The organism is Acinetobacter sp. Li1LvA2 (genome assembly GCF_056156705.1).
This window is the reverse complement of record NZ_JBSICF010000001.1, coordinates 109236-133336: the sequence shown is the minus strand read 5'-3', so window position 1 is coordinate 133336 and position 24101 is coordinate 109236. Positions and strand designations below refer to the sequence as shown.

The following is a 24101-nucleotide window of genomic DNA, read 5'->3' as shown; positions in this document are numbered from 1 at the left end:
ACTGTTTTAAGTGAAATATTTTATTTGTTTCAAATTAGACTTTTTATGAATTATTCATTATAGATTTTAAATATTAAAATTAAATTCGACTGATACTGATCAGTGATTTTATAAACGGATTTATGGTTTTCAAGCAGTTAGCATACCTTACTTAACTATCTAAAGTTAGTAATAGGATTTTTGGATCACAATTAATATGGAATTACGTCATTTACGCTACTTTGTAATGGTCGCAGAAGAACTCAACTTTAGTAAAGCAGCACTTCGTCTCTACACAGCTCAACCTTCACTCAGCCAACAAATTAAAGATCTTGAGGATGAAGTTGGCGTTACATTACTACATCGTACTAAACGTAAAGTTGAACTCACTGAAGAAGGTAGTGTATTTCTTGAACAAGCCCGTCTGACTTTAGCTCAGGCGGACAAAGCAATTGCAATGGCTCGTCAAGTTTCAAAATTTAAAAAACAACAACTGACCATTGGTTTTGTTCCGGTAGTAGAAATGAAAGTTTTCCCGTCTGTTCTTCCCAGTTTACGCATACAAAATCCAAACTTAAAAATTGAATTACGGAGCATGAATAATACCGAACAAATGGAAGCTTTAAAGAAAGGTGAAATTGACATTGCCTTTATGAGAGATAACTTAAATAACAATGAAATTCAGAGTCAGTTTGTATTACGTGAGCCTCTAATGCTCTTACTTCCTCGAGATCACCCACTTGCTCAGTACGAGCGTATTCCAGTGAAGCTTTTAAACAATATTGATTTTATTATCCCATCCTCAGAACAGTCGTCAATTTTACATAATACAATTCTTAATTTTGCTGAACTTCATAAAATTAAATTTAATATTGTGCAAACTGCTCATAATATTTTATTTAATATTAATTCAATAGGAATGGGATTGGGTTGCGGAATTTTACCGAGCTATATAGAGCCGCTAACTTTAAACAATATTGTCACTAGACCTCTTGATGTCAATCTACCTTTTTTAGATTTATTTGTAAGCTACCGCAAAGATGCAGAATCTTCAGGAGTTAAAGAATTTATGGATTTATTAAGTAAGGTTTTTTACTTAAATATTAATTAAATTTAACTTATCTTATTTAATACAAAAGTCTAAGATCAAATGACGAGGCTCAGCAAAAAACTAAAAATTTTAATTTAAATACAGGAAGAATAAATTATTCTTCCTGTATTTTTTATATTTTATTTAACATCATGTACTGCTAAATATTGCTTAATAAGCTGATTAAACTCATCAGCTTTTTCAACTTGTGACCAATGCCCACATTGACTAAAAATATGTGCATCAGCATTAGGTACAATATTCAAAATATCCCAAGTACGTGATACAGGAATAACTACATCTTGCACACCATGAATCAGTAATACTGGAATCCGAATATCTTTCATTTTTTCGAAGTCGAGAGGAAATTCAAAGCGGTCACGATCTCGTGCTCCAACTACTTCCATCAATCGATCCGATGCATAGTCATTTTTAGCAGCCTCAAAACGAACTTTAACTAGCTCATCCGTAACTAAAGACTTATTCACTACAAACATTTCTAAAGTTTTACGGATACCAGCTTCTGTCAATTCAGGATTAGCATGTGCTTTAAGCGCTGCTGTCTGCTTAGCACCACCAGTACCCATTGATACAATACCGAGTACACGCTCTGGATAATCTAAAACAAACTGGAATGCTAACCAACCACCTAAAGAATTACCTACTATCCAAGTTTTTTCAATGCCTAGCGCATCGAGTACGCGAACCGCATGATCTACCCACGCACGGATACCGTAAGCAGTCCCGTCCGCAACAACAGTTTGACCATAACCAATTGAATCAATCGCGATACAACGTCCTTGCTCAGCAATTTGTGGTAAGTTTAACCACCAATTTGCTGCTGCTGAAACACCTGTACCAGAGCCATGTAAAAATAAAATCGGAGTACCTTCTCCAAGCTCATGATAATGAGTTAATTCACCTGTCGCCGTTTCAATCCATTTATCTTCCAAACCAAAAAATGGATCTGTTTTATATTCGGGGATTTGTACTGTGCCCATGTCATTCCTCTTACAATTTATACAGCTCAAATCAAGATTAAGCTGCTTTTAATAGGCCAAATTTTAAATGTTTTACTCACCTATCTTACCTGTTCACAGCGCCTAAACTGATACTTGTTTACGATGAGGTGATACAAAAAAAATATTAATAACCACTTGTTATTTAAATAAATATTTAAAATTTATAGGTATATGTCGTTGCAATACGATGTTCCTGCAAATCGCTTGCTTGGCCTGCAATATTGTCGAAGTTCACATCGATATACATCCACTGAAAACCTAAGCCTTTTAACTTTCCTTCTGGCACAACGTAATTCAGAATAAAGTTGAATTCATCTTCTTTGCCTTTGCCTGTTAATGCACTTGATTCATAAGCTGAATCAATGCCCCAACCATGCCAATATTTTGCAGTGGTTTTTAAACCTTTAATGCCGAGATCACTAAAATCATAGCTATAAGCCACACCCACCGATTTTTCATCTTTACGGATAAAGCTCGCAACTGACCAGTTATCCAAATAAGGCTGAGGTACCCAACCTGCGAGGGATGGGAAATATGGTGCACCAGTTGCTGGACTCGGGTTACTACCATGGTCACCAAACATTTGCTGATAGGATAAACCTACGCTGTGTGAGCCATAAGTTAAGGTTGAGCCTATAGATAATGCCTGATTATCAATATCACCATACAAGGCTTCTCCCGACTCTGCATTGTCGAAAAAACGTATGTGTGAATCGACTTTTAACTTGTCATAATTGTTTTTATAGTTCACACCCAAGTAATTTTGACGATAGATATTCGTTACATCACCATAAAAGTAACTTGCAGACCAGTTTTTATTTAATTGATAATCTATGCCCGCAACATACATCCCATCAGTTTTACCATCATTATTTAATGCTTTAGGCCATAGACCAAAATCCATTGGCTGATTTTCATAACGGGCATTGATACTATCCAAATAACCTAACGTTAATTTGGTGTTTTTAAGATCTTTTGACTCTAGCCATACCCCATTATAAGTGGTCAATAATTGACGTGATGGATCAAAATGAATTACTGGTGTTACAGGTAAAATTTCACCAACTCTTAATTCAGTTTGGCTGATTTTCGCTTTAAGAGTTGCTCCTATTTTTCCAAACTGGCGCTCTTGTTTTCCTGTGCCTGTACCAGAAATCCCACTGTACGGCAGAACCCAATCGGCATTACGGTCACGGCCATCCAGACGCACAGCATACTGTGCTAACACGTCAACACCGAGTTGTAACGCCCCAAACTCTGCATAGCCCGATTTTGCATCCAGTGTCACAGCTTGCGACCAACTCCCCCAGTTTTTTGCAGGGGTGTCATCATACTGACGATCTAAATAGAAGTTTTTAAATTTCAGCTGAACCTGACTATCTTCAACAAAGCCAGCATATGTGCCAGTAGCCCCTATTGTTGCTATTGCGCAAGCCATTGCGATCCATAACGTTTGACGACGCATTGCGTACTTCCTTTCAATCAATCCATGAAACCAAGCCCTATCATGCTCAACTCTATTTTTATGAAAAATTCGACTAGAGTATTAAGATATTTTTCTTTTTAAACTCAATGCTTTAAAAAAATGTTACTTTTCCAGTAATAAGGATTTTTAACAGATCACTAAAAACGATTAATCATCACCCAGAAAACACAATAAACCTTTGTTATATATATATTTATTATTGAAATAATATTATTTAAATTTGATATTTTTATTTTTCTAATCGTTTTTTTATTTAAATAGAGAATTATTTAATCAAAAATGATATTCATCTATTTATAGAAAATAACGCTTATATCCAAGTTATTTCATCTAGATCAAATCATTAGATATAAAAAAGCACTCTCGCGGAGTGCTCTTTTTCACTTGTAAAAAACTTATGAGCTCAGTACTTTCGCTTTTGACATGGTTAAGGCAAGATCTTCAATCATATCCTCCTGTCCCCCAACCGTACCACGGCGACCAAGTTCTAATAAAATTTCACGCGCAGAAACACCATATTTAGCTTCAGCACGTTTTGCAAACAATAAGAAAGAAGAATATACACCTGCATAACCTAATGTTGCTGCATCACGATCTGCACGAATTGGGTTTAGCATCATTGGAATCACGAGATCTTCTGCAATATCCTGTACTTTAAACAAGTCTACGCCTGTATCTATCTGCATACGATTTGCAACTGCAATAAATAACTCAAGTGGCGTATTGCCTGCTCCAGCTCCTAGACCAGCAGCAGCCAAATCAACCCGAATTGCACCAGCTTCAACTGCAGCAACGGTATTGGCAACCCCCATACCCAAGTTATGGTGACCATGGAAACCTAACTCAATACTGCTATCAAGTTCTTGACGAAGTAACCCAACCCGATCGGTAACATCTTGTGGCAACATATAACCAGCAGAGTCAGTGACATAAATACAGTTAGCACCGTAAGACACCATTTTTTTTGCTTCTTCTAGCAAATGTTCTGGTGTAGCCATATGAGCCAGCATTAAAAAGCCTACTGTATCCATTCCCAATTTACGAGCAGCAGTAATATGCTGTTCAGATACATCTGCTTCTGTACAGTGCGTCGCAACACGAATCGTTGAAACACCGATCTCGTGTGCCATTTTCAAATGATCTACAGTTCCAATACCTGGTAATAAAAGAGCGGATACCTTAGCATTCTTCATACGTGGCACAACCGCAGACAAATATTCTTCATCTGTTGCAGCAGCGAAACCATAGTTAACGGAACTACCACCTAAACCATCACCATGAGTGACTTCAATCAAGGGTACACCCGCCTCATCTAAAGCAGTTGAAATAGCAATCATTTGCTCAACTGTAGTTTGATGGCGTTGAGGATGCATTCCATCACGTAGTGTCATATCATGCACAATAATCTTAGACATACGGTTTCTCCTTAAACAGCTTCTACTTTTTGATTAGATAAAACACGTTCTGCAAACATTTCTGCTGTACGCGCAGCTGCCGCAGTCATAATGTCAAGGTTACCGGCATATTTAGGTAAATAATCCCCTAAGCCTTCTACTTCAAGAAACATAGAAACACGATTGCCATCAAAAACAGGTCCATTCACTAGTTTGTAACCTGGTACATACTTTTGCACTTCTTTGATCATGGCATTGACAGATTCAGTAATTGCTACTTGGTCAGGCTCTCCCTCAACTAAACAATGTACTGTGTCGCGCATCATTAATGGTGGTTCAGCTGGATTAATAATAATGATGGCTTTACCTTGTTTTGCACCACCAACTTTTTCAATTGCGCCAGCAGTAGTACGAGTAAACTCATCAATATTTTTACGCGTACCAGGGCCAACCGATTTGGTCGATACAGTCGCGATGATTTCAGCATAATCAACTGTTTGTACACGTGAAATTGCAGCAACCATTGGAATAGTTGCTTGCCCACCACAAGTTACCATATTCACATTAGGTACTTCACCCGCGTCTAGCAAAGCTTCCAAGTTCACTGGTGGAACACAAAATGGACCTATTGCTGCAGGAGTCATATCAATCATTAACACGCCAAGCTCATTAAGCTTACGGCTGTTCTCTGCATGCACATAAGCAGAAGTTGCATCAAAAGCAATTTTGATATCATCTTCAAGTATATGAGGTAATAAACCGTCAACTCCGTCTGATGTCGTTTTTAAACCCATTTTTGCAGCACGAGCTAAGCCTTCAGAAGTAGGATCAATTCCAACCATCCATACTGGCTCTAAAACTTCACTACGCTGCAATTTATACAGCAAATCTGTTCCAATATTTCCTGGACCAATTAAGGCACATTTTATCTTTTTCATTTCCTTATCCTTTATTCAGCAGCAAAGCATGCAACAACTGAATTGAAGCCTTCAATTTCAACTTTAAACTCATCCCCAGGATGAGCCACCACCATTGGACCCAATGCCCCAGTCAGGACAATATCTCCTGCTTGTAATGGACGTCCGCGTCGTACCATTTCGTCAGCTAACCAAACTGCTGCATTCAATGGATTAGCTAAACAAGCTTTACCAACACCTTGCGAAACGACTTCATCACCACGAGTCATAATCATTTTGCAGTTAACTAAATCAAGTTGATCAAGTTGTACTGGACGTGAGCCCAAAACAAAAGCTGCACTTGAAGCATTATCAGCAACTGTGTCAATCAATGAGATTTTCCAGTTCTCAATGCGACTATCGACTATTTCAATAGCCGGTAAGGCATAGTCAGTTGCACTAATAATGTCTGCATATGTATGTCGGGTTTGAGTTAAATCATGTTTGAGTACAAGCCCAATTTCAGCTTCAACTTTTGGCTGAATCAACTTACCCGCTGGAATCACTTCACCATCACCATATGCCATATCGGCAAATAACATCCCAAAGTCAGGTTGATCTACGCCGAGTTGAGCTTGTACCACTTTAGAAGTTAGACCAATTTTTCGACCTACTAAACGGCGCCCTTCCGAGAGTGCACGTACAGTATTGATTTCCTGTACTGCATAAGCGATATCCACATTTGCCTGTTCACCACCGAGTTCAGCACGAATAGGAATAATCGCAGTTTGTGATAGTTCAGCTTGTCTTAAGGCAAAAGCAACTGAATCAACAACAGCAGAATTCGACATCAATATTTCCTTAAACTGCAAAATTGAACGTATACTGCGTTACTGAAGGTATAAAAACGGAATACGAAGTTCAGGCAAAGTTAGACACAACAAATCCCTTGTGTTTTCCGAGATAGCTACCTACTGGAACGTGTACATAAAACAGCTTAAGAATGGGAAAAACCCTAATTAAATGCCAATACTTATTTTGTTTCACACAATAGTTTTTATTTATAATCAGAACTGAAGGCCTTTAAGTGTTTATATTAGGCCTACGAGAGCTATGTTAATCTACAACCTCTACCTCTAGAAGTTCTTTAATTTTTATAATTTTCAATCAGTGCATCCCTAAAAATTTATCCATCTAATATAATTCTAATAGACTTATATAGAATTATCCATTTTCCTAATCTCCGAGGAAGTACATTTTAAAATCCCTTAAAAGGTGTATATGAAATATTAAAGAAGTGTATTTCTAATATTTCATGACGTTTTATGATGGAATTCCTGTAATTATATTAAGTAATAGTTATGAACATGAATGAATATGAATATGTCGATGGGCAAAGACATTCTAGCTTTGCTGATCTGTTTGTTTATTATGAAAAATTAAATCAAGAAATACTTCAAGAAAAGCAATGGACATTAGATCAATCATATGGTTTTCACGAACGTGAATTATTTGATATTTGCTATGCAGAGGGTTCAGCTAAGGCAATTATTATATATTTTCATGCAGGGTATTGGCAGTCAAGAGATAAAAGTCAGTTTCGCTTTATTGCCCAAGATCTCAGTTCTCAAGGGTACCATTTTGTTTTAGTCAACTATCCTCTTTGTCCTATTGCAAAAATTGGAGACATTATCCAATCTACAAAATATGCTCTTCATTCTATAAAAAATTATTTTAAATATAAAGAAATCGATCTCCCTATCATTTTGTGTGGTCATTCAGCAGGTGCTCACCTAGTAACTGAACTAGCTATTCAAAATAGTAAATCAGTACACTCAAAACTTTTTCATGGCGTGATAGCAATTAGTGGTATTTATGATCTAGCTCCTCTAAAAGATACTAGCCTAAACCAGGCATTGCAATTAACGGAAAGTGAAATTCAATATTATTCACCAGTTTATAAAAATAGCTTATTGATAGATTTGCCATTTACTTTTCTAGTAGGCCAAAAAGAAACTAACGCTTTCATTCAACAAAATCAGAATATGGCGAAACTTTTACCTGCTTCAAGAATAGTTAAGAAAGAAGAACTTTTAGAGCATGACCACTTCAGTTTATTACAAGAGTTCTTTAAAAAAGGACGTATCTTTCAACATATTGAAATGATGTATGATCTTATTTCAAAATGAATAAAATAGAATAAATTAAAAGTGCCCATGGGCACTTTTAATTTATGATTTAGCTTTTAACTTTAATTAAATTTTGTAAGTACTTAGCTGTTTTATCTGGATTGAGAAATATTACTGTAGCTATACCTATGACTAATAAATATATTCCAATATATTGGAAACCAACATTCATGCCAGTTAGTAAATGATTCATCATTTCAGGTAATAATGGTTCACCCTTTTTAGGTTGAATATATCCAGCTGCATCCATCAGTATTCCCACCATCATAGGTGATACCATACCTCCACAAGAAGCAAGAGCTGTTACTGTCGCCATTACTGCAGCTCTTTGTTTAGAGCAAATACTATAGGCAACTGCTGTAGGGACTAAAGGAAAAGTCATAGCAAAGCCAGCAGCAAAAATTAAAACGGCTACGGCTGTTTCACCGTTTAAAAATGGAAGAATCTGAAATAAAGCACCTGAAATTATTAAGATTACTCCTAATAAAACCCCTAAAGATACATGTACAGATCGTCCTTGTGCCATTAACTTTCTAGACAAAATTCCCGCAAAAAAAAGCACAAGTGCACCACAAATCCAAGGAAGAGTAACTAAAATGCCCAATGATTCCGGAGTGACTTTTACAACAGCAGATAAATAACGTGGAGACCAAGTTGTCAGAAAACCCATTGCCCAGAAACAACCAGCACCCGCCAGAAAAGCTACAATAAACATTGGAGAAAAAAATAACTTTCTGAGTGGTATTGGAGTTAAATCATCACACATGTCGACAATACTTTGCTTTTTATCTACATCTAGACGTTTAGTCAGAGGACGAATCAGCTCTTTTTCAGATCGGATATGACTATATGGTCCCTCTTTGGCAATAAAAAACCATAAGAATGTCCAAATTAACCCAACAATTCCTAAAAAACCAAAAGCCCAACGCCAACCATAATTTGGATGGGCAATAATCCAAGCCAAAATTGGAGCAGCAATAATTGGTCCTAGAGTAGAACCTATTGCTACCAAACTACTAGGTAACCCCCTTTCTTTTGGTTCATACCAACCATGTACATGTTGTAATGTAATAGGAGTCGCTGGACCTTCAGCCGCACCCAATAATATTCTTGAGATCAGCAATAACGCAGCTCCGCCCCATAACATTGGAAACATTAAAACTGCCCAAGCAACTCCCATAAAAAAAATTAACCATCTTGTTTGAACTTTCATGGCAATAAAACCAACTAAAATTGCCGAAATTGCAAATAAGAAAAAAAAAGCACTACCAATAAACCCAAATTGACTACCTGAAAGTGCCAATTCTTGCATAGCAGGTTCTGCGACTAGTCCTAAGACAGCCTTATCAGCAAAATTAATCATTTGAAAAATGATTAATAAGCCTGTGATAATCCATGCTTTTTTTTGTATACCTTTATCTATTATCTGAGAGGGGGCTAACAACTCAATACTAGAGCTTTTCATAATAACTCCTCCTGATTTTTTAATACAGCTTCATCTTTTTGAAGTACTTGTAGGTTATTAACTTCAAAAATATCATTATCTTCTGCTGCACTCACAACTCCATAGAAATCTGTCTGTGCTTGTGAGACCATTTTTTCTATATCTGCAATATTTGGTAAATTAGGAACAATATGATGCAAAATCAAATGCTTGACATTTGCCTTGGCTGCAACTTTACCAACTTGCTTATAAGAGGTATGAGATTCTTCAAGGTGTACAGCGATCCCTTCTCTAGTAGGACCTTCAGGAAAAGTTTGTAATATGGCTTCTAGATCAATTACTTCATGTAATAACACATCTGCATTGCTTGCTAATCGAATACAATTTTCTGAATATGTAGTATCTCCTGATATTACAACTGAACCGTATTTAGAGTCGAAACGGAATCCAAAAGCTGGATAACACAAACGATGATCAACCAAAATTGTACTTACTTTAACATTTTCATCTTCATAAATAACGAAAGGTTCCATTTTAGGATGCCGTGCATATATCGGATCTGCTTTTGCTTCCTTAGGAATTTCAATATCATAGGTTTCTATCCATTCGCTAGGACTTGTTCTTTCTTCATCCGCCATTCTAATTGCAATATCTGAAGCAAATACGCCATGCATTAAAGCTTCTACCATCTCTTTAGTACCAACCATAGGATGATCGCCTCCACAACATCCTTTTATATGCACATGCTCTTTCTCAACCAAGGCTGGATTTTTAGGAGGTTTACCTGGTCCAAATACTTTTATAGGCTGGCTAAAAGATTCCCCAGGAACTTGCCACCCTGTAAAGAGATAAGCCCCTAGATCATAAATATGGTCAGAATGATGATGAGTTATAAAAATACTACGTAACTGTCCCCAAGATGCATGATTTCTATAATTACGAATGCTCCCCATTCCACAATCTACAACATAGGTGGCTCCATCAACACAAATAGCTGTTGAAATACCAGCTCGGCTGCTTGAAACAATTGGTCCACCTCCTGTTCCAAGTGCGTAAATCTTCATTCCTTTTGCTACATTATTCGACATTTGAATTTTCCTCGTCATAAAATTGATCCCGCTCCTCTAAATTATTCGACGAGTCCCCAATGTAAATATCCGTGTATTCATGAATAACTATGCTTTTATTCTGTAAGTTTAATATGCATCTATAAAAAGAGCGCCTTAAGGCGCTCTTTAACTTATTAGGTTATTCATAATTTTCTAGCTTGTCAGGTGCAATAAACCGAATATTTCTTAGCGCAGAAACACGTACAACTTCTTCTGGCTCAGTTAAATTGTGTAGCTCAGAAAACAAACTAGCTAAATCATTTCCTGGGCTCACCCAAAAAATTCCTTTGCCTGGTGTTTCTGAAACAATTTTATAGCCATGTACTGTCCCCCTTGGCCAATACAAATAGTCACCAGCTCTTGCAATACTCCATTCTCCATCAAGATATAGAGCATATTCACCTTCAATAATAAATGCATGCTCATCCTGAACAGGGTGCATATGAGGAGGTACAAAAGTACCTGGAGGATCATTAGATATCCAAGCAAAACTAGATTTTTGATCTCCTCCTACCATTGGTTCATAGACATGTCCTAAAACATTCCATGCTGTTTTTTCACTTCCTTCCTTTAATCTAATCTCACCAAATTCAAAATTATTTTGTAATTCTGATAAAATTAATTGATTCATAAAGATAAACTCCGGCTATTTTTATCGCCTTTAGTCAACCAAAAAATTTATTACTATTTCTATGCATTTATTGGGTAAAGCATGTCTATTTTTTAGAATATTTAAGTTTTATAAAAAATGAATACTAAAACATTAAAATTTGCATAGTCCTTTCTTTGATTTATTTTTACGGTAAAGAAGTTATTTCGAAGGAATACTTTCAAGTCTGAACTATGATTAATACATTTATAAAATGGTTATTACTAAAAGTAGGTGATGAGCCAGATCCTCGATTTAGTCTAGCGAATGAACGAACTTTTTTAGCTTGGACACGTACTGCTCTAGCTTTACTTGCTGTTGCAGTAGCGGTAATTACATTTTCTGAGCATTATCATCAACTTAAAAAAGCTCAACAAATTTTTAATGTATTAGTGATAGCGTCTTTAATCATTAGTTCTTCCGCTCTCCTTCGCTGGTATCGAGTAGAAATTGCTCTAAGATTAAAGAAGCCACTACCTTTTCCGCTTATGACACCTTTACTAACACTCCTAACCATTTTCATTTTATTCATTTTTTTCTTTTAAATAAGTTGAATAAAAATGTTAAAAGATGATTCTGGATTACAACCTCAACGTACTTATTTAGCTAATGAACGAACTCTTTTTTCAATTTTAGCCACCAGTTTTTTCATTAGTAAAATTCTTGCAAACTCACCCTTAATTAGTTTATTGATTCTAATCACCACTTGCCTTTATTTTAACTGTCATTTATTTTTTTCTTTCCATATTCAAATACAGAATTTGGAAACAACTAGACGAAGTTATATTTTTTTAACACATGCATTCATGGTTTTTGTGCTAAGTGTTATTTGCTTTTGGGCAAAAAACCTATGAAAATAAAATCGCTTACTTTTAGTTGTAAGGAATTGATTTCAATAGAGTGTTGTAATCTACTAAAATCATAATAAAGGAAAACAGGATAAGACAAAATATTGAATTAACTTAGTTTTATCATAAAGCATAGATTTGTTTTTTATAAATATCTTTTATCTGAACTAAACGGACTTTAAGGAGATGAAGATGATCGAGACAATTAGAAAAGTTGGGCCTTTTAGAAATAAATTTTTTGTTCATCACACTGAAATTTCCAGAACTATTCAGTGGATGGGAAAAATTAATGGCCCTCATCAGTTAGATGTGCCATCACCAAAACATATGGATTTTTCGCATGAAGGTTTAAGTCTTGGAGATATTACTTTTGGCCAAGTATCTTATTCAACAGAAGTACAGGTCAAGCTAGATGACTTGCAAAAAAGTTATATTTTTAATATCCCAGTGCAAGGACAGCAAACTCTAAAAATAGGTAATTTAAATATTGAGTCTAATACTGAAATTGCTACGCTCCTTTCTCCACATCTTCCTCTTGTGATGACTGTAAACGAAGGATGTACGAAACAAGTTATCAGGATTTCAAAAAAACTCGTAGAAGAACATCTTATTCGATTATTAGGTTACAAATTACAACGACCATTAGTTTTTGATGTTCAAGCCCCTTTGCAAGGACAAATAAAACAATGGTTTCAACTTGCAATGAATTTACAAGAAATGGTCAGTGATGATTATTCCTTATGCGATAGTTCTGGGGTTTGGAATAATTTTGAATCAAATCTTGTGATTATGCTTTTAAATGCTCAACCCCATAACTATTCTCAAGAACTGAAATTACGTCAGCAAGGTCGTCCAACTTATTTATCAAAAGTAGAGCAAGTTTTAACAGATTGTTTAGATCAACCTTTAAATCTTAGAGAATTAGAAAAAATTTTAGGTGTATCTAGAGAACGTTTATATAGAGATTTTCATTTATACTTTGGTCAGTCCCCTATTGCCTATTTTCGTGATTTACGTTTCGAAGCTGTTCATAAACGCCTTCAACAAATTCGCCCTTGGGAAAATGTATCTAGTGTTGCTCTAGACTGTGGTTTTCAACAATTAGGTAGATTTTCAAATGAGTATAAGAGAAAGTTTGGTGAACTTCCCTCAGAAACACTACTACGTTTTAAACACATCAATTAATTTTGAGATTACGTAAAAAATATTAACTTAAAATAATTAATGCTAAACATAATATTAATTATTTCTTTTAATTAAAAAACACCCATTATACTCTATGAGTGTTTTTTAATTACCCCTGCATCTGTAATACTCATATTATTCTCTCAATAATCAAAGCGATGCCTTGACCTACACCAATACACATTGAACATAAGGCATAACGACCACCCGTTTGTTCAAGCTGGTTTAGTGCTGTGGTGACTAAACGTGCACCTGACGCACCAAGTGGATGGCCCAATGCAATTGCACCACCATTTGGATTTACCTTGTCAGAATCGTCTGGCAAACCTAAATCACGGGTCACTGCCAAAGCCTGTGCAGCAAAGGCTTCATTTAGTTCAATCACATCCATCTGCTCTAAAGTCAGGTTGGCTTGTTTAAGTAGTTTTTTAATCGCTGGTGCCGGAGCAAAACCCATAATGCGTGGTTCTACACCCACTGCTGTTGAAGCAATGATCTTGGCACGTGGTTTGAGGTTATAGGCCTGAACTGCCTCATCAGAAGCAATAAGTAGAGCGGCTGCACCATCGTTAATGCCTGAAGCATTTCCCGCAGTGACGGTGCCGTCTACTTTAACCACTGGCTTAAGTTTGCTTAAACCTTCAAGCGTAGTCGATGCACGAGGATGTTCATCGGTATCAATCACAACAGCATCGCCCTTACGCTGAGGGATTTCAACTGCGACGATTTCTTTAGAAAAAAAGCCTTTGGCTTGCGCGCTTGCGGTGCGTTGTTGGCTCACCAAGGCAAACTGGTCCTGATCTGCACGATTAACGTTAAACTGTTCAGCCACGTTCTCGGCAGTCTGGGGCATGGTGTCTACACCATACAATTCTTTAAGTTTTGGGTTGATAAAGCGCCAGCCCATGGTGGTGTCTTCAATCTTCTGGCTTCGGCCAAAAGCACTATCTGACTTGCCCATCACATAAGGTGCACGGCTCATGCTTTCCACACCACCTGCAATCACCAAGTTCGCTTCACCTGCCTTAATGGCACGGGCCGCAATGGCAATCGCATCGAGAGAAGAACCACATAGACGGTTAATGGTGGTTGCAGGCACCTGATACGGTAAACCTGCAAGTAGTGCTGACATACGGCCGACATTACGGTTATCTTCACCGGCTTGGTTAGCACAGCCGTAGATCACATCATCGACCTGTTCCCAATCTACATTTGGATTGCGTTGCATGAGAGCTTTAATCGGTACAGCGCCAAGGTCATCGGCACGGACAGGTGCAAGGCCACCGGCATAACGGCCGAATGGAGTACGGATGGCATCGATGATATAAGCGTTTTTCATTCTAACTTTTGTCCTTTACTTCAGGCCTTTTTAGCCATTTTCCGTAAGTATTTCGCAGTGGCGACATGGATGTCGCCTCGTTGCTCAGCACAACAGGGAGGATGTGTCTGAGTAACAAAGGTTTTTGGTTACTTTTTTAACAAAGTGACACGAATTAGCTGGTGGCAGCTGGCTTAAACAGATAAGACTCCGTTGTGATGATTTATAAATTTTCATATCAACGAATAACATCACGGCTGTAATTTACTGTGATATCCATAGATCTGTTGTATAAGCGTTACCTTACTTTTGAAAGGTCAAAAGTAACAAAAACCTTTGTTGAACAGAGGAGGCTTCCTTGCCTCCCTGTCCAACGGGCGACATCCATGTCGCCTGTCACCATAGTGAATGTTGTAGTAATTCTTTGCCGTATAAACCTTACCCTTGAGTCGCATCAATCAAAGTTGCACCAGTCAAAGCCTGTAACTCATCAAAGCTTAGACCTTCCACTTTCTCAAGCACCTTTAAACCATCTTTGGTCACATCAATCACACACAGGTCAGTGTAAATACGATCAACACAGTTTTTTCCAGTTACCGGATAGCTCAGCTCAGCCACAATCTTTGGTTCACCTTGCTTGGTCACATGGTCTGTGGTGATAAATACTTTTTTAGCACCCACAGCCAAATCCATCGCACCACCCACCGCAGGAATCGCATCCGGTGCACCCGTGTGCCAGTTGGCCAAGTCACCATTCGCTGCAACCTGAAATGCCCCAAGCACGGCAATATCAAGGTGACCTCCACGCATCATCGCAAATGAGTCGCCATGGTGGAAAAAGCTGCCGCCTTCAAGCATGGTCACAAATTCTTTACCCGCATTAATCAGTTCAGGGTCTTCTTCACCTGCCGCTGGCGGTGGGCCAAATGCCAACAGGCCATTTTCAGAATGGAGAAAAATATCTTTATCGTTCGGTAAGTAGCTTGCGATCTTGGTTGGTAAACCAATACCCAAGTTCACATAGGCACCATCTGGAATATCTTGTGCCACACGTTTTGCAATCTGGTCACGGCTGAGTTTCTGGTAGCTCATGTTATTTCTCCTTATTGCTTACTGTGCGGGCTGTACTTGTACAACGTGCTGTACAAAAATACCTGGGGTGATGATGTGTTCCGGGTCTAATCCCCCCAGTTCTACAACCTCAGAAACCTGAGCAATGGTGACATCAGCAGCCATCGCCATGATCGGGCCAAAGTTACGTGCAGATTTACGGTAAACCAGATTGCCCCAGCGGTCGCCCTTGTAAGCCTTAATCAAGGCAAAGTCCGCCTTGATCGGATATTCAAGTACGTAATCTTTCCCATCAATCTCACGGGTTTCTTTGCCTTCAGCCAATAGTGTTCCAAAGCCTGTTGGGGTAAACACAGCACCTAATCCCATACCTGCTGCCTGAATACGACACGCCAGATTACCTTGCGGTACCACTTCAAGTTCAACCTTTCCGGCACGGTACAGTTCATCAAACACATAAGAGTCTGCCTGACGTGGGAAAGAACAAATCACTTTTTTAACTGAACCGGCTTTAAGCAGTTTCGCCAGGCCGTAATTACCGTTACCGGCATTGTTGCTGACAATCGTTAAATCTTTAACACCCAGTTCAATCAGTCCGTCAATGAGTTCAGCGGGTTGCCCTGCGGTACCAAAACCACCAATCAGAATGGTTGCACCATCTTTAATCTGGGACAAGACCTCAGCCATTGAGGTCGAACTTTTATCGATCATAATTCATCCATTATTTTAAAATCTCTTCCCTCTATTGTATTGCGTTCGCCCACATAAATAGCCTTTGAAACTGCAAATACAATATTCTGTAATTTAGAACAATCCCACTGCTCTAAACTCAATATGATAAAGGGATGATCAATCATAAGGAGTCAACGACATGGAAAACCAAGTCCGTGAAATGGAAAAACAGCGCTTTAACAGTCTAATTAATAAACAATATGATCATTTTGCTGCAATGTGTGACCAACATTTACGTTATGTACACACCAGTGGCACAGTCGATGATTTGTCTGCTTTTATGAATAAATTACAGGCGGGTTATTATGATTATCAACACATTGATTACGATATTATTAATGTGGTTGATATGCAGGATTGTGTGATTGTTACTGCCAATTTTCATGCAAAGTTACTGGTCGATAAGCAACCACGTACCTTACAAAATCGGGCATTGTCAATTTGGAAAAAGCAGCGGGATCAATTGAAGTTGATGATGTATCAAGCAACTCCTTTTAGTATTTAATCAATGTATAAAACGTTAGCGACAAATCAGCGCTAACGTTTTAAAAATACAGCACCATCTTTTACATCGACAGGTACAGCCTTAAGGTAATGTCCTTTACAAGGCCCATCCACACATTCTCCAGTGGTAATGTCAAACATGGCAGAATGATGGGCACACATGATCAACTTATTCTTGTAAGTACTAAACACCCCATCCTTATAATCCAGTTGTACTGAAAAATGTGGACAAACATTTTCATAAGCATAAAAACCATTCTGCCCTTTGATTACCACAATACTTTTACTCTCATCCTCTGGATGAAGCACCCGAAAGCAGATTTTCTCCTGAAAATCGGTCTGCTCACAAAGCTTAATTAAAGTAACCATGTTCAAGCCTCCGAAAGAATAAAATCGTATTCCATCAGGTCATAATCACAGTCTAAACCATATATAGCTTGGCTTTGAGGATCTGCTTGTTTCGATTCATGGCCGACAATTAATCGATCTTTTACGCCAAATACCGCGTCATTTTGCAAGTATTCATCATTCTCTAAAAAGATATGCGTTACAAGAGGTTGATAACCTTCGGCAACGATTTTGAAATGAATATGTGCAGGTCGCCAAAAGGTTCGTTTGGCATAGTTCAGCAGTTGCCCCACCGTACCATCCGAAGGAATTTCATAACTGACGGGTATGATAGATTTAATTGCATACGAGCCATCAGCTTGACTCACAAACACTCCACGCAGGTTATCAATTTGCTGTTCAGGGTCTTGTCCAGAATACATGCCATTGTCGGCTGTTTGCCAGACATCAATATAAGCATTGGCAATTGCTTCGCCTTGTGTATTACGAATATTGCCTTTAATCAATAAAGGGCGGCATTGCTCAGCATTTTCGATCACAATGCTATCTGCAAAGTTGCGAACTGGCATATCGGCAATGAAGAATGGCCCGAAAACAGTGGACGGCGTTTGAACTTCACTTTTTTGATGGTTAATTTGATCGACCAACATAGAAATACCGAGTACATCAGAGAGCAAAATATATTCTTGTCGTTGCTCATGACAAAGTTGCCCAGTTTGGGTTAAAAACTGGATAGCTTGCATCCATTCAGCTTCGGTCAGTTGAACTTCATTGATATAGTCATGCAACTTTTGTACGAGTGCTGTGATTAAAGTCCGGTGACGAGCATCGTCTATACGCTGGAAGCTTTGAACAGCTTGGGTTGTTACGCTCATGATCAATTCCTTTTTTTACGGCGCGAATCGCCCGCCCACAGCAAACAAAGTGCTGCGGGCAGGTCTATCTTCATGATGAAGTTCGGTTTGTCTTAAACTGGTGGCAGCCCTTGATAAGCTTTGGTGAGCAAATCAAGTAACTCGTCGTAGTCATAGGCACGTGGGTTGTAGTACGGACTGTCGCAAATAATTCTTGTCACTTCAGCTGGCCCTTGTTCTGGCAGGCCAATATCTTTCAGTGCCAATGGAATATTTAAAGACTGGTTTAATCGATAAATTGCCATACCAACGTCTTCACGGCTTGCTACGCCTAACGCCCCTGCCAATCGATCCATAGCTTCAACATCAGCATTACGGTTGTAATGTACCGAGTACGCCAGAGTAATGGCATGTGCCTGTGCATGCGGTAGGTTAAAGGTTCCACCTAAGGTATGGCAGATTTTATGGTGAATTGCCATGCCAACAGAACCTAAACAAATACCCGCCAACCATGCGCCATAAGTCGCTTTTTGACGTGCTTCAAGGTCATGTGTATCTTTAACAATCGCTGGTAACGCGGCTTTTAACGCCTGAATCGAATCCGTGGCCATCAGACTAATGATCGGATTTTTATCCTGTGCATATAGCGCTTCCACCGCATGTGCCATCGCATTCATACCGGAACAAGCTGAAATTTCTGCGGGTAAAGTTACGCTCAGTTCAGGGTCATAAATCACCACTTTGGGTAACACATGAATGTCTTTACCAGTCGTTTTTAAATTGTTTTCAGTTAGACCATAGACTGTGGTCATTTCACTACCAGCATAAGTAGTGGGTATTGCCACAATTGGGGTATGAATTTTTAAGGCAATAGCTTTAGCCAACCCAATGGTCGAGCCACCACCTAATGCTAGACAACAATCAATATTATTCTCTTGAACAAAATCAATAGCTTTGTTTGCAACTTCAACCGGCACATGCATTACGGCATGAGGATACCCCCCCACAGCAATATCGCCCAATTGTTGCACCAATTCTTGACCAGCATCTTCCTGTTCTGGTGTAGTTAACACTAAAACTTTTTGATAACCATGCTGATTTAAAATTTCTTTTATTTCTTTTGATTTACCATTGTCAAAATAGACATCTAAGGGCAAAGCTTTATAATGAAATGCGTTCATACAACTCATCCTCGCTGAAAATGAGGTGGAATATTGGCATCCACGTTAACCCAAATAGATTTAGCATCCGTATAATCATGAATAGCTTCAAAACCCATTTCGCGGCCATAACCTGATTTACCTACACCACCAAATGGACTCCCTGGATTCACACGTTTATAACTATTAATCCAACACATACCAGCTTTAATGTTTTTAGCAAACTGATGAGCACGTTGTAGATTCTGTGTCCATAAACCACTACCTAAACCATATTCAGTGCAATTCGCAATTTCCAAAGCCTCTTGGTCCGTTTTAAAGCGCAATACTGTTACAAAGGGGCCAAATACCTCTTCTTGAGCTACACGATCCATTGGTTTGGCTTCAACCACAGTTGGTAAAACGTAATAACCTTTTTGCAAGTTAATATCTTCAGGTGCTTTACCACCTGTTAACACACGCCCACCTTGTTCTTTAGCAACCTCAACATATGACAACACTTTATTGCGATGAGCTTCTGACGTGAGTGGCCCCATTTCCGTTTCTGGATCAAGAGGGTCACCTAATCGAATTGATTCAGCTAGCTTGATAAATTTTTCTAAAAACTCATCTGCGATTGCTTCATGCAAAACTAAACGAGAACCTGCAATACAGGCTTGCCCTTGATTGTGAAAAATTGCCCACGCTGCACCATTAACAGCAGCATCAATATTGGCATCTTCAAAAACGATATTGGCACCTTTACCGCCCAGTTCAAGCTGAACACGTTTCAGATTGCCTACTGATGAACGAACAATATTTTGACCAGTTAAAGTTGATCCGGTAAAAGCAATTTTACCCACGTCCTCATGCTCTGCCAGTCGTTGCCCCGCCGTATGTCCATAACCAGCTACGATATTGACAACGCCATCTGGAAAACCAGCTTTTTTAATTAATTCAGCAATTTTCAACGTAGATAAAGGAGTGAGTTCAGATGGTTTCATTACCACGGTATTACCAGCAGCTAATGCAGGTCCAAGTTTCCAACTCGTAAACATTAATGGGAAGTTCCAGGGTACAATCTGTCCTACTACACCAATTGGCTCACGAACAACATAGTTTAAAAAACCTTGTTCAACTGGAATAACTGAGCCTTCAATTTTATCGGCAATTCCACCAAAATAACGGAAACAGGCAGCAGTACGAGGTACATCTAAACGGCGTGAGTCACGAATAGGATGTCCTGTATCTAAAGATTCAAGTTGTGCTAATTCCTCAGTGTGTTCTTCAATTAAATCAGCGAGTTTAAGAAGCAATCGGCCTCGCTCAGCCGCGGGGGTCGCTGCCCAAGATGGGAAAGCTTGCTTGGCAACAGCAACTGCAATATCTATATCCTCTGCTTCAGCTGCTGCAATTGTAGTAATTAACTCGCCATTAGATGGGTTGAGTACATCAATGGTGCCACCATTTTTTGCAGGCACGAATTGGCCATCAATAAATAATTGAGTATTCATAATTTTACCTAATGAGTATTAGAGGCTGTTAAATGTAGAAAGTTAACAGCGTCTAGCTGAATGCTTAGAATTGGATTGGATAAGGAGATAATTCGCCTGACTCATAACGTTCAGGTAGATTTGGAGTTGCATTCTCCCAAACAAGTAACATTGAACGTTTAGTTGAGTATCCTTGATGACGAATATTGGCTGGCATAGCTGCAATATCCCCCGCTTTCATAATGACGCGGGCAATAGGACTACCATCTACTTTATCGCCAATATCCCAAGTGATTTCATCTGATAATTGTAAGAACCACTCTACGCGATCATTGCCATGAAAAATTGGTAAAATATATTCTTCTGTAGTAGGACAGAATAAACTTTGTTTACAAACAGAAGTTACAGAGGGGTTCCAAGTCACATCTGAACGCGACAGATATTTAAACAAGTTAAAACCACTAAGTTGACCTTCAAAACCAGGTTCACAATATATAAGGGGATCATCTTGAGCGACATCTTCAAACTGACGGTTAACTGGTAAATCATCACGTAAAGGTGAATCATCAGGCAACCCAGGCATACGCTTCGTGGCAATCCGATAACGGTCAATCGCTTCTGAGTTATCACCATGCTTACGACCAAAAGCAGAACCTGTTTCTTCTGGAGCAGCAAATGGATCAAATCCTTCACTTACCCAATCATGTAAAATAGCTTTAAAAGTCGCCATGATTAGTGGAGTTTCAAAGTTCTCAACATAATCTACGCCTGCTGCTTTTAATACACCATTGAAAGTGCCAGCGTATAAATCGACATTACCATAGTGGTTTTGAGTACCAATAACATGGTCGAAGTTCACCCAACCATAGAAAAACCCCCAAGCAACATCTCTCATCAAAGCCCGTAAAAATGCATCAACAGACATTAAATGAGAATGCTCCTGACCTTTTGCTTCCCATGTTACTTTGGCAAAGTATTCATCACGACTAAACTTAAAATTACCTAACTGGAAAGTTGAATAACCTGAAATTTCATCATATCCAGTAATCGTTACACCGTCATCTTCAACAAATTTATTTTGCATAGCATTCATTTTTATCTCTCCTTGATTATTTAATACAAATTTCATTCCATTTTTCGACAGAAAGTGGACCTTTAATTGTTTGTATTAACATCACTGATTTCTTTGATGCCTCAAAACGATATGCTGATCCGACTGGTAAAATTGCTTGGTGGCCTTTTTTCAAGACAACATACCCCATTGGTACCCCATCTGGTCTTTCTCCTGCAAGATGAGTACCCTCTTGATCTTGGGAGATTATAGGGTCTTTTAATTTCAAATAATCGACACGAACTTCACCATCCATTACAATCACAAATTCATCATGTGATGCGGTATACCAAGCAGATTGCCCTTCTGCCAGAACAGATTCGATGACAAATTTGAGGTTCATCCCAACAACTGTTTTTTCATAAGGTTTGCTCATTGCTGCCACTTCAAAAATATTTGAAAAGGCATAATTAGTAGCTTCACCCTGAATAATCTGGATTGAACCTTTTTCGTAGTTTTCCAAACTACCGAGCTTTGTTGTATAAGCACTCATTTCCATATTCCTTACTGAAATTCTTCGTGTATGGTCTTTCCTCGACAGTTTGAAATTACGCCAATCTCTTGTTGAAGACAATGAAGAAAGCAGCAACATGAATGTTTGCAATCTGCAAACAATGGAAAAAATAAATATAAAAAACAAACTCTTATAGTTATTTTCCACGACTATCATCTGTTTTAGTCACATTGACAGCCCAGCACACTTTGCACTTGAATAAAAAACGTTCGGATAAAGAACATATGCCATCGTAGCAAAAACTATTTACGATCACTACTCAATGGAATTGAAGATAGAAAATTATCATAATCAATTGATTTAACTCTCTTTTTTAAATTCATTTAAAAGGATATAAAGATGAATATACAAAAATGGGATACTTCCTACGAATGGAAGGTTGTTCTCTTGCTTACGCTCGGTTTTGGGTTGGTCGGTTTAGATCGCTGGATTATTGCACCATTACTTCCCTCAATTATGAGAGATCTATCTCTAAGCTATCAAGACGTTGGCCTAATATTTGGAGCATTAGGTATTACGTGGGGTGTTTTTGCAATTTTTGCTGGTAGCCTCTCAGATAAAATTGGTCATCGCAAAATCTTAATAGCATCATTACTTATTTTCTCTTTAGCTTCTGGTTTTTCTGGTTCAGCAATGGGACTTACAAGCTTAATTTTAATTCGAGCACTAATGGGAATTTCAGAAGGAGCATTTTGTCCAACTAGTTTTGCAGCAACAGCTGTGGCAGCAAAACCTTCACGCCGTGGAGCTTTACAAGGGTTACAACAAAGTGGTTTTGCTTTATTTGGTCTCGGTTTAGGCCCCCTTATCGCAACACAACTGCTTTTAATAGTACCATCTTGGCGTGAGGTATTTTGGGTAGTCGCAATACCCGGATTCATTTTAGCTGCTTGTCTTTTCTTTGTATTAAGAGAACCTCAAAATACTCAAGGTGGACAACTACTACTTGCTCAGAAACATACTGAAGCTCATGTAAAAGTTAATTGGATTGAATTATTAAAGACACGTAATATTTTGCTAAGCATGATCGGTCTATTTTGTACAATGTCATGTGTTTTCGTGATTAGTGCAATGGTCCCTTTATACCTTGAAAACTTTTTAAAAATGAACCCACAAGATATGGGAATAATTGTTTCTGCAATTGGATTTGGTGGTTTCTTAGGTCAGTTTCTTGTCCCTGCAATTTCTGACTGGATTGGTCGCCGAATGGCTTCTATTTTAGGATTTCTAGGTTCAGCTATATTCATTTATTTATTTGCGAATGCTTCAGCATCCGTGTCTATTCTATTCGGACTCCTATTTGTACTCTCATTCTTTAGCTTAGGCCTAATTGCTTTACTTTCCGGTCCATTAGCTGCTGAGTCTGCCCCTGTTGGCTTAGTTGCATCTGCAATTGGCCTTGTCGTTGGAGCTGGGGAAATATTTGGTGGAGGTATTGCTCCCGTAATTTCAGGAATAATTGCTGAAAACTATGGTATTCAAAATATTTTCTATCTAAGTTTAATTGGAGCAATTATAGGTATGTTCATTAGTTTCTTTATTCTTGAAACAGCTCCTCGTAAAGTACAGAATATCCAAGTATTTGAAATTGAGCCAACTCAAAAATAGTTAACATCATTTATTAAAAAGCATTCTTAAGGAGTGCTTTTTTTGCTCTATCGTGTTAAAAAACATATAACTTTTCAAACTTTTAGCACCCTTATTATTGATACACTTTTACTTGTCT

23 protein-coding genes are annotated in these 24101 nt (G+C 38.2%); 6 read left to right on the top strand and 17 right to left on the bottom strand.

Annotated elements, in window-relative coordinates; all coding sequences use genetic code 11:
- The first annotated feature begins 196 nt into the window (after positions 1 to 196).
- Entirely contained in the window at positions 197 to 1090 is an 894-nt protein-coding gene (hcaR, locus tag ACS604_RS00600) for a DNA-binding transcriptional regulator HcaR (protein WP_474769474.1), read from the top strand.
- Positions 1091 to 1209: 119 nt separating this feature from the next.
- Here the strand turns inward: hcaR and ACS604_RS00595 are convergent, their stop codons facing one another.
- From ACS604_RS00595 to ACS604_RS00575, 5 genes are all read right to left on the bottom strand, one after another.
- Complete coding sequence (locus ACS604_RS00595) at positions 1210 to 2070, bottom strand: alpha/beta fold hydrolase (protein ID WP_474769473.1); 861 nt, start codon at positions 2068 to 2070, stop codon at positions 1210 to 1212.
- Positions 2071 to 2245: 175 nt separating this feature from the next.
- Positions 2246 to 3556, bottom strand: coding sequence for an OprD family outer membrane porin (locus tag ACS604_RS00590; RefSeq protein WP_474769472.1), 1311 nt, complete (start codon positions 3554 to 3556; stop codon positions 2246 to 2248).
- Positions 3557 to 3972: 416 nt separating this feature from the next.
- Positions 3973 to 4992 (bottom strand): 4-hydroxy-2-oxovalerate aldolase, encoded by a 1020-nt coding sequence (dmpG, locus tag ACS604_RS00585; protein ID WP_474769471.1) that lies wholly within the window; start codon positions 4990 to 4992, stop codon positions 3973 to 3975.
- Between the two features lie 11 nt (positions 4993 to 5003).
- Positions 5004 to 5909 carry an acetaldehyde dehydrogenase (acetylating) gene (locus ACS604_RS00580; protein ID WP_474769470.1) on the bottom strand — a complete coding sequence of 302 codons (906 nt, stop codon included), beginning with the start codon at positions 5907 to 5909 and terminating at the stop codon, positions 5004 to 5006.
- Positions 5910 to 5920: 11 nt separating this feature from the next.
- A complete protein-coding gene (locus ACS604_RS00575; RefSeq protein WP_474769469.1) occupies positions 5921 to 6718 on the bottom strand; it encodes a fumarylacetoacetate hydrolase family protein in 798 nt (265 codons plus the stop codon).
- A 516-nt stretch (positions 6719 to 7234) separates the two neighbouring features.
- On the opposite strand from ACS604_RS00575, the gene ACS604_RS00570 reads away from it, so the two are divergent.
- Positions 7235 to 8056, top strand: coding sequence for an alpha/beta hydrolase (locus tag ACS604_RS00570; protein WP_474769468.1), 822 nt, complete (start codon positions 7235 to 7237; stop codon positions 8054 to 8056).
- Between the two features lie 49 nt (positions 8057 to 8105).
- Here the strand turns inward: ACS604_RS00570 and ACS604_RS00565 are convergent, their stop codons facing one another.
- From ACS604_RS00565 to ACS604_RS00555, 3 genes are all read right to left on the bottom strand, one after another.
- Positions 8106 to 9521, bottom strand: a complete 1416-nt coding sequence (locus ACS604_RS00565; protein ID WP_474769467.1) for an MFS transporter — start codon at positions 9519 to 9521, stop codon at positions 8106 to 8108.
- A complete protein-coding gene (locus tag ACS604_RS00560) occupies positions 9518 to 10588 on the bottom strand; it encodes an MBL fold metallo-hydrolase (protein WP_474769466.1) in 1071 nt (356 codons plus the stop codon). The genes ACS604_RS00565 and ACS604_RS00560 overlap by 4 nt, the downstream gene beginning before the upstream one ends.
- 160 nt (positions 10589 to 10748) lie before the next feature.
- Positions 10749 to 11240 (bottom strand): cupin domain-containing protein, encoded by a 492-nt coding sequence (locus tag ACS604_RS00555; RefSeq protein WP_174766383.1) that lies wholly within the window; start codon positions 11238 to 11240, stop codon positions 10749 to 10751.
- A gap of 212 nt (positions 11241 to 11452) precedes the next feature.
- Between ACS604_RS00555 and ACS604_RS00550 the strand changes: the two genes are divergently transcribed.
- Both ACS604_RS00550 and ACS604_RS00545 read left to right on the top strand, forming a co-directional pair.
- Positions 11453 to 11803: a YidH family protein gene (locus ACS604_RS00550; RefSeq protein ID WP_474769465.1), complete on the top strand. Its 351-nt coding sequence runs from the start codon at positions 11453 to 11455 to the stop codon at positions 11801 to 11803.
- Positions 11804 to 12298: 495 nt separating this feature from the next.
- The gene (locus ACS604_RS00545) at positions 12299 to 13291 is read left to right on the top strand and encodes an AraC family transcriptional regulator (protein ID WP_081173795.1); all 993 of its coding nucleotides are present in this window, start codon (positions 12299 to 12301) and stop codon (positions 13289 to 13291) included.
- A 130-nt stretch (positions 13292 to 13421) separates the two neighbouring features.
- Here ACS604_RS00545 and pcaF read toward each other — a convergent pair whose 3' ends face one another.
- From pcaF to ACS604_RS00530, 3 genes are all read right to left on the bottom strand, one after another.
- Positions 13422 to 14630: a 3-oxoadipyl-CoA thiolase gene (gene pcaF / locus ACS604_RS00540; RefSeq protein ID WP_474769464.1), complete on the bottom strand. Its 1209-nt coding sequence runs from the start codon at positions 14628 to 14630 to the stop codon at positions 13422 to 13424.
- 417 nt (positions 14631 to 15047) lie between these two features.
- Positions 15048 to 15701: a 3-oxoacid CoA-transferase subunit B gene (locus tag ACS604_RS00535; protein WP_174730018.1), complete on the bottom strand. Its 654-nt coding sequence runs from the start codon at positions 15699 to 15701 to the stop codon at positions 15048 to 15050.
- 18 nt (positions 15702 to 15719) lie between these two features.
- Entirely contained in the window at positions 15720 to 16391 is a 672-nt protein-coding gene (locus tag ACS604_RS00530; protein ID WP_474769463.1) for a 3-oxoacid CoA-transferase subunit A, read from the bottom strand.
- Between the two features lie 160 nt (positions 16392 to 16551).
- Between ACS604_RS00530 and ACS604_RS00525 the strand changes: the two genes are divergently transcribed.
- Entirely contained in the window at positions 16552 to 16917 is a 366-nt protein-coding gene (locus tag ACS604_RS00525) for a nuclear transport factor 2 family protein (RefSeq protein ID WP_474769462.1), read from the top strand.
- 32 nt (positions 16918 to 16949) lie between these two features.
- Here ACS604_RS00525 and ACS604_RS00520 read toward each other — a convergent pair whose 3' ends face one another.
- From ACS604_RS00520 to ACS604_RS00495, 6 genes are all read right to left on the bottom strand, one after another.
- The gene (locus ACS604_RS00520) at positions 16950 to 17285 is read right to left on the bottom strand and encodes a Rieske (2Fe-2S) protein (RefSeq protein ID WP_474769461.1); all 336 of its coding nucleotides are present in this window, start codon (positions 17283 to 17285) and stop codon (positions 16950 to 16952) included.
- A 2-nt stretch (positions 17286 to 17287) separates the two neighbouring features.
- Positions 17288 to 18139 (bottom strand): dioxygenase family protein, encoded by an 852-nt coding sequence (locus ACS604_RS00515; protein ID WP_474769460.1) that lies wholly within the window; start codon positions 18137 to 18139, stop codon positions 17288 to 17290.
- A gap of 92 nt (positions 18140 to 18231) precedes the next feature.
- Positions 18232 to 19299 carry a maleylacetate reductase gene (locus tag ACS604_RS00510; protein WP_474769459.1) on the bottom strand — a complete coding sequence of 356 codons (1068 nt, stop codon included), beginning with the start codon at positions 19297 to 19299 and terminating at the stop codon, positions 18232 to 18234.
- 5 nt (positions 19300 to 19304) lie between these two features.
- Positions 19305 to 20771, bottom strand: coding sequence for an aldehyde dehydrogenase family protein (locus tag ACS604_RS00505; protein WP_474769458.1), 1467 nt, complete (start codon positions 20769 to 20771; stop codon positions 19305 to 19307).
- Positions 20772 to 20835: 64 nt separating this feature from the next.
- Entirely contained in the window at positions 20836 to 21843 is a 1008-nt protein-coding gene (locus ACS604_RS00500) for a hypothetical protein (RefSeq protein ID WP_000993229.1), read from the bottom strand.
- A 16-nt stretch (positions 21844 to 21859) separates the two neighbouring features.
- Complete coding sequence (locus tag ACS604_RS00495; protein WP_474769457.1) at positions 21860 to 22354, bottom strand: cupin domain-containing protein; 495 nt, start codon at positions 22352 to 22354, stop codon at positions 21860 to 21862.
- A gap of 360 nt (positions 22355 to 22714) precedes the next feature.
- Here ACS604_RS00495 and ACS604_RS00490 point away from each other — a divergent pair, with 360 nt between their 5' ends.
- Positions 22715 to 23983 (top strand): MFS transporter, encoded by a 1269-nt coding sequence (locus tag ACS604_RS00490; protein WP_474769456.1) that lies wholly within the window; start codon positions 22715 to 22717, stop codon positions 23981 to 23983.
- The last annotated feature ends 118 nt before the right edge of the window (positions 23984 to 24101 follow it).

Coding starts and splice junctions, on each gene's coding strand:
- ACS604_RS00595 (WP_474769473.1), bottom strand. CDS start 2,070: ATGGGCACAGTACAAATCCCCGAATATAAAACAGATCCATTTTTTGGT.
- ACS604_RS00580 (WP_474769470.1), bottom strand. CDS start 5,909: ATGAAAAAGATAAAATGTGCCTTAATTGGTCCAGGAAATATTGGAACA.
- ACS604_RS00505 (WP_474769458.1), bottom strand. CDS start 20,771: ATGAATACTCAATTATTTATTGATGGCCAATTCGTGCCTGCAAAAAAT.
- ACS604_RS00535 (WP_174730018.1), bottom strand. CDS start 15,701: ATGAGCTACCAGAAACTCAGCCGTGACCAGATTGCAAAACGTGTGGCA.
- ACS604_RS00520 (WP_474769461.1), bottom strand. CDS start 17,285: ATGGTTACTTTAATTAAGCTTTGTGAGCAGACCGATTTTCAGGAGAAA.
- ACS604_RS00515 (WP_474769460.1), bottom strand. CDS start 18,139: ATGAGCGTAACAACCCAAGCTGTTCAAAGCTTCCAGCGTATAGACGAT.
- ACS604_RS00570 (WP_474769468.1), top strand. CDS start 7,235: ATGAATGAATATGAATATGTCGATGGGCAAAGACATTCTAGCTTTGCT.
- ACS604_RS00565 (WP_474769467.1), bottom strand. CDS start 9,521: ATGAAAAGCTCTAGTATTGAGTTGTTAGCCCCCTCTCAGATAATAGAT.
- ACS604_RS00495 (WP_474769457.1), bottom strand. CDS start 22,354: ATGAGTGCTTATACAACAAAGCTCGGTAGTTTGGAAAACTACGAAAAA.
- ACS604_RS00525 (WP_474769462.1), top strand. CDS start 16,552: ATGGAAAACCAAGTCCGTGAAATGGAAAAACAGCGCTTTAACAGTCTA.
- ACS604_RS00555 (WP_174766383.1), bottom strand. CDS start 11,240: ATGAATCAATTAATTTTATCAGAATTACAAAATAATTTTGAATTTGGT.
- ACS604_RS00500 (WP_000993229.1), bottom strand. CDS start 21,843: ATGAATGCTATGCAAAATAAATTTGTTGAAGATGACGGTGTAACGATT.
- dmpG (WP_474769471.1), bottom strand. CDS start 4,992: ATGTCTAAGATTATTGTGCATGATATGACACTACGTGATGGAATGCAT.
- hcaR (WP_474769474.1), top strand. CDS start 197: ATGGAATTACGTCATTTACGCTACTTTGTAATGGTCGCAGAAGAACTC.
- ACS604_RS00545 (WP_081173795.1), top strand. CDS start 12,299: ATGATCGAGACAATTAGAAAAGTTGGGCCTTTTAGAAATAAATTTTTT.
- ACS604_RS00550 (WP_474769465.1), top strand. CDS start 11,453: ATGATTAATACATTTATAAAATGGTTATTACTAAAAGTAGGTGATGAG.
- ACS604_RS00510 (WP_474769459.1), bottom strand. CDS start 19,299: ATGAACGCATTTCATTATAAAGCTTTGCCCTTAGATGTCTATTTTGAC.
- pcaF (WP_474769464.1), bottom strand. CDS start 14,630: ATGAAAAACGCTTATATCATCGATGCCATCCGTACTCCATTCGGCCGT.
- ACS604_RS00590 (WP_474769472.1), bottom strand. CDS start 3,556: ATGCGTCGTCAAACGTTATGGATCGCAATGGCTTGCGCAATAGCAACA.
- ACS604_RS00575 (WP_474769469.1), bottom strand. CDS start 6,718: ATGTCGAATTCTGCTGTTGTTGATTCAGTTGCTTTTGCCTTAAGACAA.
- ACS604_RS00490 (WP_474769456.1), top strand. CDS start 22,715: ATGAATATACAAAAATGGGATACTTCCTACGAATGGAAGGTTGTTCTC.
- ACS604_RS00530 (WP_474769463.1), bottom strand. CDS start 16,391: ATGATCGATAAAAGTTCGACCTCAATGGCTGAGGTCTTGTCCCAGATT.
- ACS604_RS00560 (WP_474769466.1), bottom strand. CDS start 10,588: ATGTCGAATAATGTAGCAAAAGGAATGAAGATTTACGCACTTGGAACA.